Here is a 16,913-nt window from a genome sequence, read left to right on the forward strand (position 1 = left end):
CGATGGCCTACGGCACCAACGGGCTGGCCGACCATCGCCTCGACGACGCGCTCGCGCTGCTCGCCGACCACGGGTACGGCGGCGTCGCCCTGACCCTCGACCACATGCACCTGGACCCGCTGGCGCCGGACCTCGCGGCGCGGACGACGGCGGTCCGGGGGATGCTCGAGCGGCACGGCCTGCGGGTGGTCGTGGAGACGGGCGCCCGCTACGTGCTCGACCCCCGCCGCAAGCACGAGCCGACCCTGCTGTCCGACGAGGGCAGGGAGCGCCGCGTCGCCCTGCTGCGTACCGCCGTCGAGATCGCCGCGGACCTCGGGTCGCCGGCGGTCCACCTGTGGTCCGGGATCCTGCCGGTGGGCACCTCGAGGGCGACGGGCCGCTCGCGCCTGCGGGCCGGCCTCGAGGAGCTGATTCCCGTCGCGGAGGCCGCGGGCGTCGTCCTCGCCTTCGAGCCGGAGCCGGGGATGCTCGTCGAGCGGGTCGACGACGTGCTGGACCTGCGCCGCGAGCTCGGCGACCCGGACGCCCTGCGGCTCACGGTGGACGTCGGCCACCTGACCTGCGTCGAGGACGCTCCCGGCCCTGACGTGGTGCGTCGCGTAGGGGACCTGATCGCCCACGTCCAGGTGGACGACATGGTGCGTGGCGTGCACGAGCACCTCGAGCTCGGCACCGGGGACGTCGACCTGCCCGGGGTCCTGACCGCGCTGCACGAGGCCGCGTTCGACGGCCTGGCCGCCGTCGAGCTGCCCCGCCACTCGCACGCCGCCGCTCGGCTCGTCGCCTCGAGTGCCGAGGCGATCCGCGCGTCGGCCTACCAGGCGGACATCCCGCTCAGACCCAGGAGGTGACCAGATGACCGCCGAGGAACGTCTCGCCGTGCTCGTCGGGGAGGTGCGGCACGATCCCGCGGCGCTGCCCCGGGTCTCCGCCCGCGCAGCCCGGGTGGTCGGTCGCGGCCCGGGTCTGGACGGCCGCCGGATCGAGGACGTCGCGCGGTCCCGGCTGCTGGTGGCCGCGTGCGAGACGGCGGGGCCGGACGTCGCGGCCGACGTCGTCGCCGGGCAGTACGCCGTGGGCGACGCCGACGAGCGCCGCGCCGTGCTGATGGCGCTGCCCGACCTCGAGGAGCTCGGGCTCGGCGACGGCGCGGTGCCCGTCGTCCTCGACGCGCTGCGGACCAACGACACCCGGCTGGTGGCCGTCGCGATGGGCCCGTACGCCGCCGCGCACCTGCCGGTCGACGCCTGGCGCCACGGCGTCCTGAAGTGCCTGTTCACCGGCGTCCCGCTGGCCTCCGTCGCGGCCCTGGACGCCCGCCGCGACGCCGAGCTCGACCGGATGGTGCGCGCGTTCGCCGAGGAGCGCGAGGCCGCCGGGCGCGACGTCCCCGAGGACGCGCTGCGGCTGCTGGCCTCCGCCGACCACTGACCGACCGATCCCTCCGCGACGCCGCGGACCGACCCGAGGAGAGTGCCGTGCGCATCTTCGACCCGCACATCCACATGACCTCCCGGACGACCGACGACTACGAGGCGATGCACGCCGCCGGGGTGCGCGCCGTCGTCGAGCCCGCGTTCTGGCTGGGGCAGCCGCGCACGTCGGTCGGCTCGTTCGTCGACTACTTCGACGCGCTGCTGGGGTGGGAGAGGTTCCGGGCCGCGCAGTTCGGCATCGCCCACCACGCCACCATCGCGCTGAACCCGAAGGAGGCGAACGACCCGCGGCTGCTGGAGGTGCTCGACCTGCTCCCGCGCTACCTGGAGAAGGACGGCGTGGTCGCCGTCGGCGAGGTCGGCTTCGACTCGATGACCGACGCCGAGGAGAAGGTGATGGTCCGCCAGCTCGAGCTGGCCGGCGAGCACGACCTGCCCGTCATGGTCCACACCCCGCACCGCGACAAGGTGGCGGGCACCCGGCGCACCCTGGAGATCGTGCGGCAGGTGGGCCTGCCGCCGGAGCGCGTCCTCGTGGACCACCTCAACGAGAAGACCGTCGACCTGGTCGACGACGCGGGCTGCTGGGCCGGGTTCTCCGTCTACCCGGACACCAAGATGGACGAGGACCGGATGGTCGCGATCCTGGACCGCCGCGGCCTGGACCGCGCGCTGGTCAACTCGGCGGCGGACTGGGGACGTTCCGACCCGTTGAAGACGTACCGCACGGGCCGGGCCATGCTCGAGGGCGGCTACACCGACGACGACGTGGACCACGTGCTCTGGCGCAACCCGGTGGCGTTCTACGGCCAGAGCGGCCGGTTGCTGCTCGACGACGTGGTCGACGACGCCGGGGACTTCGCGGGCAACACGCTGCAGCGTGGTGAGCCGCTCGCGCCGGGCGGGTCGCAGGGCGTGCCGACCGCGGGCTCGGAGGGCTGAGCCGTGCGTCTGCGCCACCCCGACGGGAGCGTCCTGCACGTGTCCTACGGCACCAACGTCCACCCGGCGCAGGACGTCGACGGGCTCGTCGACCAGCTCCGGCGGTTCGGCGGCCCCGTGCGGTGGCGGCTCGGGGTGGACCGCCTCGGTCTCGGCCTGTGGCTCCCCGCCGAGGCGACGCGTCGGCTCGCGGCCGATCCCGCCGCCGTCGGTCTGCTGCGCAAGGCGCTCGACCACGAGGGACTGGAGGTCGTCACGGTCAACGCGTTCCCGTACGGCAACTTCCACGCGCCGGTGGTCAAGAAGGCGGTCTACCGGCCGGACTGGACCGAGGACGCCCGCCTCGAGTACACCCTCGACTGCGCGCAGGTTCTCGGCGAGCTCCTGCCCGACGACGTCACGCGCGGCAGCATCAGCACGCTGCCGCTGGGCTGGCGCGAGCCCTGGGACGCCGACCGTGCCGCCGCGGCCCGCGACCGGGTCGACCGGCTCGCCGAGGGGCTCGGGGAGCTGGAGGACCGCACCGGTCGTACGGTGCGGGTCGCGTTCGAGCCCGAGCCCGGCTGCGTCGCCGAGACGACCAGCGGCCTCGTCGAGCACCTGGACGGGGTCGATACCGAGCGGCTGGGCGCCTGCCTCGACCTGTGCCACCTGGCCACCGAGTTCGAGGACCCCGCCGCGGCGCTCGCGCAGCTCCACGGTGCGGGGGTCGACGTGGTCAAGACGCAGGTCTCGGCGGCGCTGCACTGCGACGACCCGACGGACCCCGAGGCGCTGGCCGCGCTGGAGGAGTTCGTGGAGGCGCGGTTCCTGCACCAGGTGCGCGAGCAGCAGGAGGCGTCGGTGGACCGCCGTGACGACCTGCCGGACGCGCTCGGCCGCGTGGCGGGCTCGGCGGGCCTGCCCGGCGACGGGCCGTGGCGGGTGCACGTCCACGTGCCGCTGCACGCCGACCCGCGCCCGCCGCTGCGGAGCACCCGGGAGGTCCTGACGGACGCGCTCGGGCTCCTGGTCGGTGGTGCGCACCCGCTCGTGGAGCACCTGGAGACCGAGACGTACACGTGGTCGGTGCTGCCCGCGCACCTGCGGCCCCGCGACGACGACGGCCTGGTGGCCGGCATCGCGGCGGAGCTGGACTGGACGCGCGCGCAGCTCGTCGACCGAGGGATGGAGGTCCTGTGAACCGGATGCTGGTGCTCGACGTGGTCGGGCTGACCCCACGCCTGCTGGAGCACATGCCGCGCCTGCGGGCGCTGACCGAGGGTGGCGGACGGGCGGAGCTGGGGACGGTGCTCCCGGCGGTGACCTGCTCGGTGCAGTCGACGTTCCTCACGGGCCGGATGCCCCGGGACCACGGCATCGTGGGCAACGGCTGGTACTTCCGCGACCTGGGCGAGCCGCTGCTGTGGCGTCAGCACCACCGGCTGGTCCAGGGCGAGAAGGTCTGGGAGACGATCCGGCACGAGCAGCCGGGCTACCGGGTCGCCAACGTGTGCTGGTGGTACGCCATGGGGTCGACGGCGGACACGACGATCACCCCGCGTCCCGTCTACCGCGCCGACGGCCGCAAGGAGCCGGACTGCTGGACGTGGCCGCCGGAGCTGCACGACGAGCTGGAGTCCGAGCTGGGTCCGTTCCCGCTGTTCACCTACTGGGGGCCGACGGCGAGCATCGCCTCCTCGCGGTGGATCGTGGCGGCCGCGCGGCGGCTGCTGCCGGACCACGACATGACGCTGGTGTACGTGCCGCACCTCGACTACGACCTGCAGCGGTTCGGCCCGGACGGACCCGAGGCGGTGGCGGCCGCGCAGGCGGTCGACGAGGTGCTCGCCCCGCTGCTCGACGACGCCGAGCGGACCGGCACCACCGTCGTCGCGCTCAGCGAGTACGGGATCACGGCGGCGCGCCGCCCGGTGGACGTCAACCGGGCCCTGCGCTGTGCGGGCCTGCTGCACGTGCACACGAACGCCACGGGCGAGCTGCTGGACCCGTGGACGTCGCGGGCGTTCGCCGTGGCGGACCACCAGGTGGCGCACGTCTACGTGCCGGACGAGGCCGACCTGGCCGAGGTCTCCGAGCTGCTGGCCGCGCTGCCCGGTGTGGCCGAGGTGCTGGACGCCGAGGGTCGCGCCGCGTACGGGCTGGACCACGAGCGGGCGGGAGACCTGGTGCTGGTCGCCGAGCCCGATGCCTGGTTCACCTACTACTACTGGCTGGACGACGCGAAGGCGCCGGACTTCGCGCGGTCGGTGGAGATCCACAAGAAGCCGGGGTTCGACCCGGCCGAGCTGTTCTGGGACCCCGCGGACCGCTGGGTGAAGGCGCGGGCGCTGCTGCACGTGCTGCGCAAGAAGACGGGCCTGCGGTCCGCGCTGCGGGTGGTGCCGCTCGACCCGTCGCCGGTGCGGGGCACGCACGGTCGCCTGCCGGCGGACCCGGCGGACGGCCCGGTGCTGCTGTCCTCGGTGCCGTTGGGCACGGAGCGCCTGGAGGCGACCGAGGTGCGGGACCTGCTGCTCAGGCTGTCGCGGCTGCCGAGCCCGGTGGGCTGACGGTCTCGCCGGTGAGCAGCTCGGGGTGCGCGAAGGCGTGCTCGGCGGCGGAGTGCGCCCCGCCGAGCACGCCGGCCCGGGCGCCGGCGATGCTGGTGACGACCCGCAGGTGCTGGGTCGCCAGCGGCAGCGAGCGGGCGTAGACGATCTCGCGGATGCCGGCGATGAGGTGCTCGCCGGCTCGTGACATGGATCCGCCGACGACGACGGCGGACGGGTTGAGCAGGCTGACGCAGCCGGCGAGCACGGCACCGATCGACCGGCCGGCGTCGCGGACCGCCGCGGCGGCGCGGAGGTCGCCGTGCCGGACGAGCTCGACGACGTCGTTGGTGCTCTCCGCGGCGAGGCCCTGGGCTGCGAGGCGGGCGGCGACGGCGGCACCGCCCGCGATGGCTTCGAGGCACCCGCTGTTGCCGCACGTGCAGCGGACCGGTTTCGCCCCGGGGACGGCGATATGGCCGAGGTCGCCGGCGCTGCCCTGCGCGCCGCGGTGGATCCTGCCGTCGGCCACGATGCCGGAGCCGATGCCGGTGGCGACCTTGACGTAGAGCAGGTGGCCGACGGCGGGCAGGGCGGTCGCGTGCTCGCCGAGAGCCATGAGGTTCACGTCGTTGTCGACGAGCACGGCGACGTCCCCGAGACGTTGTCGGAGCGCTCCCACGACGTCGCTGCCGTCCCAGCCCGGCATGATCGGCGGCTTGGTCGGGCGGCCCGTGGTGTGGTCGACCGGTCCCGGGACGCCGACCCCCACGCCCACCACGTCGCTCATCGGCCGGTCGAGGCCGGCGACCAGCCCCACGAGGATCTCGGCGACCCGGTCGAGCACGACGTCCGGGCCGTCGGCGATGTGGAGCTGCTCCATGTGCTCGGTGAGCTCGCGGCCCGTGAGGTCGGTGACGGAGACCCGCGCGTGGGTGGCGCCGAGGTCGACGCCGGCGACGAGCCGGGAGCCGGGTGCGAGCGCGAACGTCGCGGCGGGCCGGCCTCCGGTGGATCCGGCGTCGCCGACCGTGGCTGCGAGGCCGAGGCGCAGGAGCTCGTCGATACGCGCGGACATCGTGGAGCGGGAGAGCCCGGCCGTGCGCGCTAGCTCGGCGCGGGTGCGGTAACGCCCGTCGCGGAGCAGCCGCAGGACGGCACCGAGCTCGGGTGCCGAAACGGTCGCCATGCGGAGAAGTCAACCACATTGACCGACCTCTGCGAGGGAAGTTGTGCCCCGAAAGGTCATCTTTTGCTTCATGATCGGCAAAAGCAGGCCTAGGAAGGGCGGGCCTCCTGCTGCCGGAATAGCCGGGGCGACAGCGGGGTTCCACCGGATTGGACGCACACCCCCTCTGAGGAGACCACATCCACCCGAGCCCGCCCAGCACGACCCTGACGCACCGCCGCGAGGAGACCTTGATGACCGACACCACCCTGCAGGACCTCGCGTCCCTTCCCACCGCCCAGCTGCTCACGAGCGACGGGTCAGGCCCGGGGAACCCGGCGTGGGTGGTGTCCCTCGGCCACGACCTCTACGTGCGGTCGGCGCCAGGCGGGGAACGGCTGCACCCGGGCGGTGGCGGGGCACGCGTGCGGGTGGCCGACGTCGTGCACCACGTGACGCTCGCCGAGGTGGCGCCCGAGGTGCACGGCCCGCTCGACGACGCCTACCGGGCGAAGTACGGGCACTGCGCCCCGGAGCGGGTCTCCGCCGTCGTCTCGGACGCTGCGGCGGCCACGACGTTCCGGGTCAGCACCCGCCGCCCGACGCTCTGGGAGCGCACGGCGCCGCTGCTGGACCGGGCGCAGGCGTGGTGGGACAGGGTCCGCGCGGAGCGTGGCGTGGCTCGCCCGGGAGAGGTGCCCTGCCCCAGCTGCTGAGCCGGCGGACCTGCCGTCAGCGCCGTCGTCGGCGTTGTGGGGACGGGTCGGCGAGGCCGTCGGCGCTGTCCAGTGCCTCGAGCGTCGCGATGAGCGTCTGGGCGTCGTGGGAGCCCTGGTGACGGGTGCCGTCGAGGAAGAACGTCGGTGTCCCGCGGGCGCCGCTGGCCGCCGCGCTGACGGTGTGGTCCTGCACGAGGGCGTGCAGGGCGTCGTCGGCGAGGTCGGCGTCGAACTGCTCCAGGTCCAGGCCGAGCTCCTCGGCGTAGCCGCGCAGGTCCTCCGCCTCGAGGCGGGACTGGTGGGCGAACAGCAGGTCGTGCATCTCCCAGAAGCGGCCCTGCCGCGCCGCCGCCTCCGACGCGACGGCGGCGAGCAGCGCCCGAGGGTGCACGTCCTCCTGCGGCAGGTGACGCACCACGTACCGGACGCGGTCGCCGAAGTGGTCGCGCAGGTCCCGCCACATCCCGGTGGTCCGGGCGCAGAACGGGCACTCGAAGTCGAAGTACTCCACCACGGTGTGCGGCGCGTCGGGGTCGCCCCGCACGTGGTCGTGGCGCAGGTCGACCGGCGGGTCCAGCGTCAGGGGCAGGTCGGCGCTCTCCTCGCCCCACCGCACCCGTGCTGTGGCGAACAGTGCCCAGGCGACCAGCGAGGCGATCACCAGCGCGAGCAGCACGCCCACGGTGGCGGCCTGGCGCTGTGCCGCGTCGTCGAAGGCCAGGTCGACCACGAGCAGCGAGACGGTGAAGCCGATCCCGGACAGGGCCGCGCCGCCGAGCACGCTGCCGGGCCCCACGCCGTCGGGCAGGGTGCCGAGCCCGAGCCGGACGGCCACCCACGTGCCGACGCTGATGCCCACCAGCTTGCCGACGACCAGCCCGGCGACCACGCCCCACGTGATCGACGAGCCCAGCGCGTCGCCGAGCGCGCCGCCCCGCAGGTCGATCCCGGCGTTCGCGAGCGCGAACAGCGGCACGACGACGAGGAGCACCGGGGTGTTGAGTACCTGGTGCAGCCGGTGGTTCACCGAGATGGACCGCGCCAGGCCGAGGTGGACGTCGCGGGCGACGCTCGCGCTGGGGGACTGCCAGTAGGCGCGGTACAGGTTCTTGGTCCGCACGACGTCGTCACGGCGGGTGAGCGCGGCGGGCACCAGCAGGCCTGCGAGCATCCCGGCGATGGACGGGTGCACCCCGGCCTGCACGGTGGCCCCCCACAGCACGACCACCACGACCACGTACGGGGCGCTGCGCCACTCGCGCATGCGGCCCAGCAGCCACAGCGCGCCGAGGCACGCCAGCGCGAGGAGCAGCGGGCCGACCCGTATCGCGTCGGAGTAGACGACGCCGATGATCGTCACCGCGAGGAAGTCGTCCACCACCGACAGGGTCAGCAGGAAGACGCGGAGCTGGTTCGACATCGCCGGGCCGACGAGGGCGAGCACGCCGAGCAGGAACGCGGTGTCCGTGCCGACGACGACGCCCCAGCCCTCGGGTGCCTGCCGGCCGGCCACCGCGAGATAGATCAGCGCGGGGACCGCGACGCCGACGGTGCCGGCGACGAGCGGGACCAGGCGCTGGCTGCGCCGGCGGAGGGAGCCGATCGAGAGCTCCTGGCGTACCTCGAGGCCGACGACGAAGAAGAACAGCACCATGAGGCCGTCGTTGATCCAGTGGTGCAGGTCCATGTCGAAGGCGAGTTCGCCGACCTCGATGTTGATCGGCGTCTCCCACAGGTGCTCGTACGAGCCGGACAGCGGCGAGTTGGCCCAGAGCAGGGCGAGCGCGGTGACGGCCAGGAGCAGCAGGGCGGCACCCGAGTCGGTACGCAGCCAGGCTGCCAGCGGTCGTCCGGCCATCGTCGCTCCCGTCCAGAGACGCACCCCGGAAGCCTACTGCGGCCGACGCCGGGTGGACGCGGATCGTGGCGCGCCTCACCCGGCGTCCGGGTGTCAGTACACCGACGGCCAGCCGTCGTCGTACCGGAGCAGGTTGATCCCCAGGAACGACGCTCCCGACGCCGCGTAGTAGTGGTACATCAGCACGTCGGCGTCGGCGTCGCTGAAGACGGTCTGGTGGCCCGGGCCGTGGACCGAGCCGTGGCTCGCCAGGACCTCCGTGCCGCCGCCGGCCGTCATCGGCACGCCGGCCTGGTCCACGTACGGGCCGGTGATCGAGGTCGAGCGGCCCACCATGACGCGGTACGTGCTGTCGGCGCCCTGGCAGCAGGAGTCGAACGACACGTACAGGTAGTAGTAGCCGTCGCGGTGGTGGATGCTCGGCGCCTCGATCGCGCCGCCGCCGCGGCCGGCGATCGAGTGGAACGCCGACCCGGAGCGTTCCCCGGTGGCCGGGTCGAGGCGGATCATCTTGATGCCGGACCAGAACGAGCCGAAGCTCATCCACCAGGAGCCGTCGGCATCGACGAAGACGTCGGGGTCGATGGCGTTGAAGTCGTCGCCCGCACCGGACTCGACGACCTTCCCGCGGTGCGTCCAGGTGCCCGCGGCCCCGGACGGGCTGGTGGCCAGGAAGATCGCCGAGGTGTTCTCGCCGAACGACGACGCCGAGTACCAGAGGTAGTACTGACCGTTCGCGTGGTGGATCTCGGGCGCCCACAGGTGGGCGCTGCCGCCGGTGTAGGGGTCGGCCCACGGCGTGCCGTCGGGGAACGCCGAGCCGGCGTCGGTCCAGTGCGTGCGGTCGTCCGACGTCTTGAGCGGGACGCCGGGCCCGGTGCTCGCCACGAGGTAGCCGCCGGACGGCGTCCGGGTCACCTCGGGGTCGTGCAGGCCGGTGTCGCCGGTGACGGGGCCGGGTCCGGGGTAGCTCGTCCCGGTCCCGCCGTCGCCACCGCCCTCGACGCGTACGAGGCTCCAGCGCTGGTTCGCGCCGTCGAGGTCGTCGAACTGCGAGACGCGGGCGCCGTCGGCGGTCGACCACTCCCACACCTCGAGCGCCTTGCCGCTGTTGCGGTTGACCAGCCGGACGGTCCCGTCGGCGGAGTCGACCAGGCGGAACTGCTGGTTCGTCCCACCGGTGTCGGCCCACTGGACCACGTCCGCGCCGTCGGCGGTCGACCGGCCGGAGACGTCGAGGACCTTGCCGCTGTGCCGCGACTGCAGCCGGTGATAGCCGTCCCCGGAGTCGAGGAACCGCCACTGCTGCCAGGCGCCGTTGTTGCGCTCCCACTGGACGATGCCGGCGCCGTCGTCGGTGGCGGCTTCGTAGACGTCGAGCGCCTTGCCGCTGTGCTGGTTGACGAGCACGTACCAGGCGTTCGGGTCGACGGTGGCCGCGCGGGCCGGGGTGCCGGCGGCGACGGTCCAGCCGGCGGCGAGCGCGAGTGCCGTGACGAACGCGGCGAGGAGTGCCGCGACGGTGCGCCGGGAGTGCCGGGTGTGCTGAGCTCGGGCGATGGTGCGGGCTTCCATGGGTCCTCCACGTTGAGGGTGGTCGCGAGCACCGCAAACTTACATCGATGTAGATGCGATGGCAACGGCTCGTGCCGGCCCGGCCACCGTGGGTGGGCCGTCCCGGCGCCGGCCGGCCTCAGTCCGCGAAGAGCGCCTCGAGCACCCGGACCACGCCGTGCTCGGCGTTGCTCGGTGCGGTGTGCCGGGCGTGCGCCAGGACGTCGGGGTGGGCCCCGGCCATGGCGAACGACCACTCGGCGGCGTCGAGCATCTCGATGTCGTTGAGGTAGTCGCCGAACACCATCGTCTGCGCGGGCGTCACGCCGAGCTCGGCCTGGAGCCGGCGCAGGCCGCGGCCCTTGTTGACACCGGTGGGCATGACGTCGATCCAGTGCGGGCTGGACACCACGACCTGGTGGGTGGCGCGCAGGTGCTCGAGCACGGGCAGCGTGCCGGTGGCCGAGTCGACGTCGTCGTACACGGCGACCTTGAGGACGTCGTCGTCGACGGCGAGCAGGTCCTCGACGACCTCCAGCTCGAGGTAGTAGGTGCGCACGTGGTCGACGAACCGCGCGTCCGCGCGCTCGACGTAGGCGCCCCGCTTGCCGGCGAGGACGGCGCCACCGTCCCGGCTGGTGCCCAGTCCGCGCACGGCGTGGACGACGGCGGTGACGCCGTCCCGGTCGAGCGTCTCGGAGGACACCTCGGCCCCGCCGCGCGTGACGAGGGTGCCGTTCTCGGCGATGATCACCAGCTCGTCGTGGCCGGGGGTGGTGGCAGGCGGGAAGGACGCGGCGATGGTGGCGTGCTGACGTCCCGAGGCGGGGACGAACGCGATGCCGGCGTCGTGCATGCGCTCGAGCAGCGGCCACAGCCCGTCGGGGACGGCGCCGTCGGGGTCGAGCAAGGTGCCGTCCATGTCGGTGACGACCAGGCGGACCTGGTCCGGGCGGGGGAGCGAGGGCAGTGGCATGGTTCCATGATCGGCCGGGGACGGCGACGCGTGCACCGCCGTCCGTGGCGTGCCGAATATGTGGATCGGGACCGGTATGCGACGCATACCGGTCTCGATCCACCTATTCGGCGGCCGGAGGAGGGTCAGGCGTCGAGCACCAGGGCGATGACGACCGGCTCGCGGCGGGAGGTGCGGGCCAGCGACCGCCCGACGGCACCCGCCAGACGCTTCTCGAGCTCCTCGCCCTCGGTGATGCCGCGCTCCGCGGCGTCGGCGAGCGCCTTCGTCAGGGCCTTGGTGGCCGCCTCGAGGCTCTCCGGGCTCTGCACGAACCCGCGGTGCAGGTACTCCGGGGGCTCGGCGAGCTCCGTCGTGCCCGGCTTCAGCAGCACGAGCACGGTCAGCACGCCGCCGGCGCTGAGCTGGCGACGCTCCGCGAGGGTGTCCTCGGTCGCGTGGCCCACCGTCTGCCCGTCGACGAACACGAGGTCCGCCTGGACCTGGCCGACGATCTTCGCGGTGCCGTCGACGAGGTCGACGACCACGCCGTCACGGGTGATCAGCACCTTCTCCGGGTCGACGCCGGTGCGCTCGGCGAGCGCACCGTTGGCGTGCAGGTGCTTGGGCTCGCCGTGGACCGGCATGACGTTGCGCGGCTTGAGGATGTTGTAGCAGTAGACGAGCTCGCCGGCGCTGGCGTGGCCCGAGACGTGCACGCGGGCGTTGCCCTTGTGCACGACGTTCGCGCCGAGGTCCGTCAGCTTGTTGATGATCCCGTAGATCGCGTTCTCGTTGCCCGGGATCAGCGAGCTGGCCAGCAGCACGGTGTCGCCCTCGCTGATGCGGACCTCGTGCGACTCGTTGGCCATGCGGGACAGCGCGGCCAACGGCTCGCCCTGGGAGCCGGTGCAGATCAGGGTGACCTGCTCGGGCGCCATGCCGCGGGTCTTCTTGTAGTCGATCACCATGCCGCGCGGGACGGTGAGGTAACCGAGCTCGCGCGCGATCCGCATGTTGCGGACCATCGAGCGCCCCACGAAGGACACCTTGCGGCCGACCGCGTGGGAGGCGTCCAGCACCTGCTGGATCCGGTGGACGTGACTGGCGAAGCTGGAGACGATCACCCGGCCCGGGGTTGTGCGGAAGACCTGTTCGATCGCCGGGACCAGGTCGCTCTCGGAGATCGAGAAGCCGGGGACCTCGGCGTTGGTGGAGTCGACCAGCAGCAGGTCGAGGCCCTCCTCGCCGATGCGGCCGAAGGCCCGCAGGTCGGTCAGCCGCCCGTCGAGCGGGAACTGGTCCATCCGGAAGTCTCCGGTGTGCAGCACGGAGCCCGCGGCGGTGCGGATGACGACGGCGAGACCGTCCGGGATCGAGTGGTTCACGGCGATGAACTCGAGGTCGAACGGGCCGGTGGAGTACCGGTCGGTCGCCTCGACCCGCTTCAGGACCGGCTTGATGCCGTGTTCCTTGAGCTTCTCGGCGATGAACGCCAGCGTCAGCTCGGACCCGACGAGGGGGATGTCCGGACGGAGCTTCAGCAGGTACGGCACGCCACCGATGTGGTCCTCGTGCCCGTGCGTGAGGACGATCGCCTCGATGTCGTCGAGCCGGTCGGTGATGCTCGCGAAGTCGGGGAGGATCACGTCGACGCCGGGCTGGTGGTCCTCGGGGAAGAGGACGCCGCAGTCGACGACGAGGAGTCGCCCGGACTGCTCGAAGACCGTCATGTTGCGGCCGATCTCGCCGACGCCGCCGAGCGGCGTGATCCGCAGAGCCTTGCGGGAGAGCCGGGGAGGGCGCGTCAGGTCACGGGGAGCGGTGTGCATCTCAGCTCCCCCCGTCCAGCGTGCCGGCGAGGCGGTCGAGCCTCGCCGCGGTGTCAGGGTTCGCGCCGACGATCCTGACGGTCTTGCCCTTCGACTCGTACTTGGTGCGGACTGCGTCGAGGCTTGCGACCGTCGAGGCGTCCCAGACGTGGGCATTGGTCATGTCGATCACGATACGGTGCGGGTCTCCTGAGTAGTCGAACTGGTAGACGAGATCGTTCGAGGACGCGAAGAACAGCTCGCCCTCGACGGCGTAGACGCGCTCGTCGTCAGCATCTGATGCGTCGAGGCGCGTCACGGTGGTGAAGTGGGCCACGCGGCGCGCGAAGAGCGCCATCGCGACCAGGACGCCGACGCCGACGCCGTAGGCCAGGTTGTGGGTCCAGACCGTGACGATCACGGTGGACAGCATCACGGCCGTCTCCGAGCGGGGCATCCGCCGCAGCGTGCCGGGCCGGACCGAGTGCCAGTCGAACGTGCCGACGGACACCATGATCATGACGGCGACGAGCGCGGCCATCGGGATGACGGCGACCACGTCGCCGAGCCCGACGACGAGGACCAGCAGGAACACGCCGGCGAGGAACGTCGAGATCCGGGTGCGCGCGCCGGACACCTTCACGTTGATCATGGTCTGGCCGATCATCGCGCAGCCGCCCATGCCCCCGAAGAACCCGGTGATGATGTTGGCGGCTCCCTGACCCCACGCCTCGCGCGTCTTGTTCGAGTGCGTGTCGGTGACGTCGTCGACCAGCTTGGCGGTCAGCAGCGACTCGAGGAGGCCCACCAGGGCCATGGCCAGCGCGACCGGGGCGATGATCCGGAACGTCTCGATGTTCAGCGGCACGTCCGGCACGAGCAGCGACGGCAGCGACTGGGGCAGCTCGCCCTCGTCGCCGACAGTCGGGACGTTGATCGCGGCGAGGACGGTCGCGCTCGTGATGAGCACGATGGCGACGAGCGGCGCGGGGACCACCTTGGTCAGCCGCGGGAGCAGCACCATGATCACGAGGCCGACGATCACCAGGCCATAGATCCACCAGCGGTTGCCGGCCGTGACCTTGTCACCGAAGAGGTGCGGGAGCTGCGAGGTGAAGATGAGGATCGCCAGGGCGTTGACGAACCCGACCATCACCGAGCGCGGGATGAACCGCATGAGCCGGGCGATGCCGAGCAGGCCGAGGGCCACCTGGAAGATGCCGGCGAGGATCACCGTGGCGATGAAGTACTCGATGCCGTGGTCGCGGGCCACGGGTGCGATGACCAGGGCGACCGCCCCGGTGGCGGCGGAGATCATGGCGGGTCGGCCGCCGAGGAACGAGATCGAGACCGCCATCGTGAACGACGCGAACAGCCCCAGCCGTGGGTCGACGCCCGCGATGATCGAGAACGCGATCGCCTCCGGGATGAGCGCGAGAGCGACGACGAGACCCGCGAGGACCTCGGTCCTGAGGATCCGGGGAGACCGCAGCGCCGTCAGTACGGAGTAGGTCTGGGCCGCCTCGGGCGCGCCGGTGACGGGCTGCGGCGCGGAGGCAGGGTCCGGCGGGGGCGTACGGGCGTCGTTCGGCACGCAGCATCTTTCGGCTTCGGTGGGCGCGCACGCCCGCGGACCGGGTCGCGAGACACGGTCGGGATGGACAAGGACAGCGCACGCGACGCTGCGCACGGGAAGAAGGTGGGCTCGGTCGCGCCGGTGACGGCGCAGAAAGGGTGAGCCGTGGAGAACTCTACCCTGACGTCAAGGCAGGTTTGGTGTCAGCGGGTCCAGGGCGATGTCCGGGTGGCCGCGTTCGAAGGCACGGGCGTGCCACACGTCGCGCAGCAGCGCCAGGGTGGCGCCGTCGCGGCGACGCGCGACCTCGGCCCCCGGGTAGGCCGCGAGGGTGGCGGCGTGCTCGGGGTCGACGTAGCGCGCGACCGAGAGCGGGAGGGTCTCGAGGACCATCGGCGCCGAGAACTCGTGCTCCATGCGGAACGCGGCGACCTCGAACTGCAGCGGACCGACCGCCGCGAGGACCGGGCTGGCGTCGCCGCGCAGGTCGGAGACGAGGACCTGGACGACGCCCTCCTGCTCGAGCTGGGCCATGCCCTTGCGGAACTGCTTCGAGCGTCCCGGGTCGGAGGACCGTGCGACGGCGAAGTGCTCGGGCTCGAACGCCGGCATCGGCGGGAACCGCACGGACGGGCCGGACGGCTCGTGGACGGTGTCGCCGACGGCCAGCGCGCCCGCGTTCACCAGCCCGACGACGTCACCGGGGTAGGCGTCCTCCACGGTCGAGCGCTCGCGGCCGAACACCGACAGGGCGTACTTCGTCGCGAACGGCCGCCCGGTGCGCTGGTGCGTGACGTTCATGCCACGCTCGAACCGCCCGGAGCACACCCGGATGTACGCGACGTGGTCGCGGTGCTTGGGGTCCATCCCGGCCTGCATCTTGAACACGAACCCGCTGAACGGTGCGTCGACGGGGCGGTCGCCGCCGTCGGCGGTCGGCCGTGCGGCCGGCGCGGGGGCGAGGTCGACGACGGCGTCGAGGAGCTGCCGGACACCGATGTTGGCCAGCGCCGCCCCGAAGAGCAGGGGCGTGGTCTCGCCGCTGCGGAACGTGCCGACGTCGACCGGTTCCAGGAGCTGGGCGCCCTCGAGCGCCTCGACGTAGTCGTCGTCGAGCTCCTCGGCGGCTCGGGAGGCGTCGAGCGTGCGCTCCTCGGCGATCGAGGCGCCGCCCGGTGCGCGGCGGTAGGTGGTCACGTGGCCGTCCTGGCGGTCGAGCAGACCGAGGAACCGGCCCGCCTCGCCGACGGGCCAGGTCACCGGCGTGGGCCGCAGACCGATGCGCTCCTCGAGCTCGTCGCAGAGGTCGAGGACCTCACGCCCCGGCCGGTCCCACTTGTTGACGAAGGTGATGACGGGCACGCCGCGGCGGCGGCAGACCTCGAACAGCTTGAGGGTCTGCGGCTCCAGGCCCTTCGCGGAGTCCAGGAGCATGACGGCGGCGTCGACCGCGGTCAGCACGCGGTAGGTGTCCTCGGAGAAGTCCGCGTGCCCCGGGGTGTCCAGCAGGTTGATGACGACGTCGCGGTAGACGAACTGCAGCGCGGCCGAGGTGATCGAGATGCCGCGCTTCTGCTCCATCTCGAGCCAGTCGGAGACGACGCCGGAGCGGTTGCCCTTGCCGTGCACCGCGCCCGCCTGGTCGATGGCGTGGGCGTGCAGGGCGAGGGCCTCGGTGAGCGTCGACTTGCCGGCGTCGGGGTGGGAGATGACGGCGATGCTGCGCCGTCGGGCGGCCTCGGCCGTGACGGACGTGTTCTCGGTGGCGAGCGTGGTCATCGGGAGCCGGCCACCACCGTGCGTCGGTCGTCCAGCTCGCGGCGCAGGTTGCCGGCGAACTCCTCGGCGCTCTCGAGCTGGGCGCGCAGGCTCCGGCAGCGCTCCTCGGCCGCCGCCTCGAACGTGCTCAGCCGTTCGAGCGTGGCCTCGCGTCCCGCGGTACCGGCGTCGTCGCGCTCCAGCTCGTCGAGCGTGGTGAGCAGGTCGCGCATCTCCTCGAGGGAGAAGTCCAGCGGCTTCATCTGCTTGACGAGCAGGAGTCTCGCGATGTCCGAGTCGGTGTACAGCCGAAAGCCGCCGTGCGAGCGCGCGGACGGGATGACGAGGCCGACCTCCTCGTAGTAGCGGATCGTGCGCAGGGAGAGGCCGGTACGCTCCGACACCTCGCCGATCTGCTTGCGGTCCTGTCCCATGGCTCTCCGTTCGACGTCCGTACCCTACCGTCGCGGCAGGGACGGGACGTCGCTCCCTCCTGTGATGCGTACCGCTCCCTGGCGACCGGCGCCGGACACGTCATCCGGCTGCCCTGGCGTCCCGAGCGAGCGGTCCGAACCGTCCCGTGATCGACCCCGTGGTGCTCG

The 16,913-nt window shown here is 72.7% G+C and carries 14 protein-coding genes; 6 read left to right on the top strand and 8 right to left on the bottom strand.

What is annotated here, in order from left to right; genetic code table 11:
• Positions 1-2: 2 nt before the first annotated feature.
• The 5 genes from ACWAT2_RS03855 to ACWAT2_RS03875 are packed head-to-tail and all read left to right on the top strand — an operon-like array spanning position 3 to position 4,933.
• The gene (locus ACWAT2_RS03855) at positions 3-854 is read left to right on the top strand and encodes a sugar phosphate isomerase/epimerase family protein (protein WP_402373932.1); all 852 of its coding nucleotides are present in this window, start codon (positions 3-5) and stop codon (positions 852-854) included.
• A gap of 4 nt (positions 855-858) precedes the next feature.
• Entirely contained in the window at positions 859-1,434 is a 576-nt protein-coding gene (locus ACWAT2_RS03860) for an EboA domain-containing protein (protein ID WP_402373000.1), read from the top strand.
• A gap of 47 nt (positions 1,435-1,481) precedes the next feature.
• Positions 1,482-2,381: a TatD family hydrolase gene (locus tag ACWAT2_RS03865; RefSeq protein WP_402373003.1), complete on the top strand. Its 900-nt coding sequence runs from the start codon at positions 1,482-1,484 to the stop codon at positions 2,379-2,381.
• Positions 2,382-2,384: 3 nt separating this feature from the next.
• On the top strand, positions 2,385-3,563 hold the full coding sequence (gene eboE / locus ACWAT2_RS03870) for a metabolite traffic protein EboE (RefSeq protein WP_402373006.1): 1,179 nt from the start codon (positions 2,385-2,387) through the stop codon (positions 3,561-3,563).
• A 5-nt stretch (positions 3,564-3,568) separates the two neighbouring features.
• Positions 3,569-4,933 carry an alkaline phosphatase family protein gene (locus ACWAT2_RS03875; RefSeq protein WP_402373934.1) on the top strand — a complete coding sequence of 455 codons (1,365 nt, stop codon included), beginning with the start codon at positions 3,569-3,571 and terminating at the stop codon, positions 4,931-4,933.
• On the opposite strand, the gene ACWAT2_RS03880 is transcribed toward ACWAT2_RS03875, so the two are convergent.
• Positions 4,899-6,101, bottom strand: coding sequence for an ROK family transcriptional regulator (locus ACWAT2_RS03880; protein ID WP_402373009.1), 1,203 nt, complete (start codon positions 6,099-6,101; stop codon positions 4,899-4,901). The two genes, ACWAT2_RS03875 and ACWAT2_RS03880, sit on opposite strands and share 35 nt — an antisense overlap.
• Before the next feature lie 233 nt (positions 6,102-6,334).
• Here ACWAT2_RS03880 and ACWAT2_RS03885 point away from each other — a divergent pair, with 233 nt between their 5' ends.
• Positions 6,335-6,796, top strand: a complete 462-nt coding sequence (locus tag ACWAT2_RS03885; RefSeq protein ID WP_402373011.1) for a DUF2255 family protein — start codon at positions 6,335-6,337, stop codon at positions 6,794-6,796.
• A gap of 16 nt (positions 6,797-6,812) precedes the next feature.
• Here the strand turns inward: ACWAT2_RS03885 and nhaA are convergent, their stop codons facing one another.
• The 7 genes from nhaA to ACWAT2_RS03920 form a co-directional block, all read right to left on the bottom strand.
• Entirely contained in the window at positions 6,813-8,681 is a 1,869-nt protein-coding gene (gene nhaA / locus ACWAT2_RS03890) for a Na+/H+ antiporter NhaA (protein WP_480048498.1), read from the bottom strand.
• 69 nt (positions 8,682-8,750) lie between these two features.
• On the bottom strand, positions 8,751-10,232 hold the full coding sequence (locus tag ACWAT2_RS03895; RefSeq protein ID WP_402373016.1) for an RICIN domain-containing protein: 1,482 nt from the start codon (positions 10,230-10,232) through the stop codon (positions 8,751-8,753).
• 118 nt (positions 10,233-10,350) lie between these two features.
• Positions 10,351-11,187, bottom strand: a complete 837-nt coding sequence (locus tag ACWAT2_RS03900; protein ID WP_402373019.1) for a Cof-type HAD-IIB family hydrolase — start codon at positions 11,185-11,187, stop codon at positions 10,351-10,353.
• Between the two features lie 125 nt (positions 11,188-11,312).
• On the bottom strand, positions 11,313-12,998 hold the full coding sequence (locus ACWAT2_RS03905) for a ribonuclease J (RefSeq protein ID WP_402373022.1): 1,686 nt from the start codon (positions 12,996-12,998) through the stop codon (positions 11,313-11,315).
• Between the two features lies 1 nt (position 12,999).
• Complete coding sequence (locus tag ACWAT2_RS03910) at positions 13,000-14,571, bottom strand: SulP family inorganic anion transporter (protein WP_402373025.1); 1,572 nt, start codon at positions 14,569-14,571, stop codon at positions 13,000-13,002.
• A gap of 168 nt (positions 14,572-14,739) precedes the next feature.
• The gene (locus tag ACWAT2_RS03915; protein ID WP_402373028.1) at positions 14,740-16,332 is read right to left on the bottom strand and encodes a peptide chain release factor 3; all 1,593 of its coding nucleotides are present in this window, start codon (positions 16,330-16,332) and stop codon (positions 14,740-14,742) included.
• The gene (locus tag ACWAT2_RS03920) at positions 16,329-16,745 is read right to left on the bottom strand and encodes a MerR family transcriptional regulator (RefSeq protein ID WP_402373031.1); all 417 of its coding nucleotides are present in this window, start codon (positions 16,743-16,745) and stop codon (positions 16,329-16,331) included. Before ACWAT2_RS03920 ends, ACWAT2_RS03915 begins: the two co-directional genes overlap by 4 nt.
• Positions 16,746-16,913: the final 168 nt, after the last annotated feature.

Source organism: Isoptericola sp. GX10416, assembly GCF_056590155.1.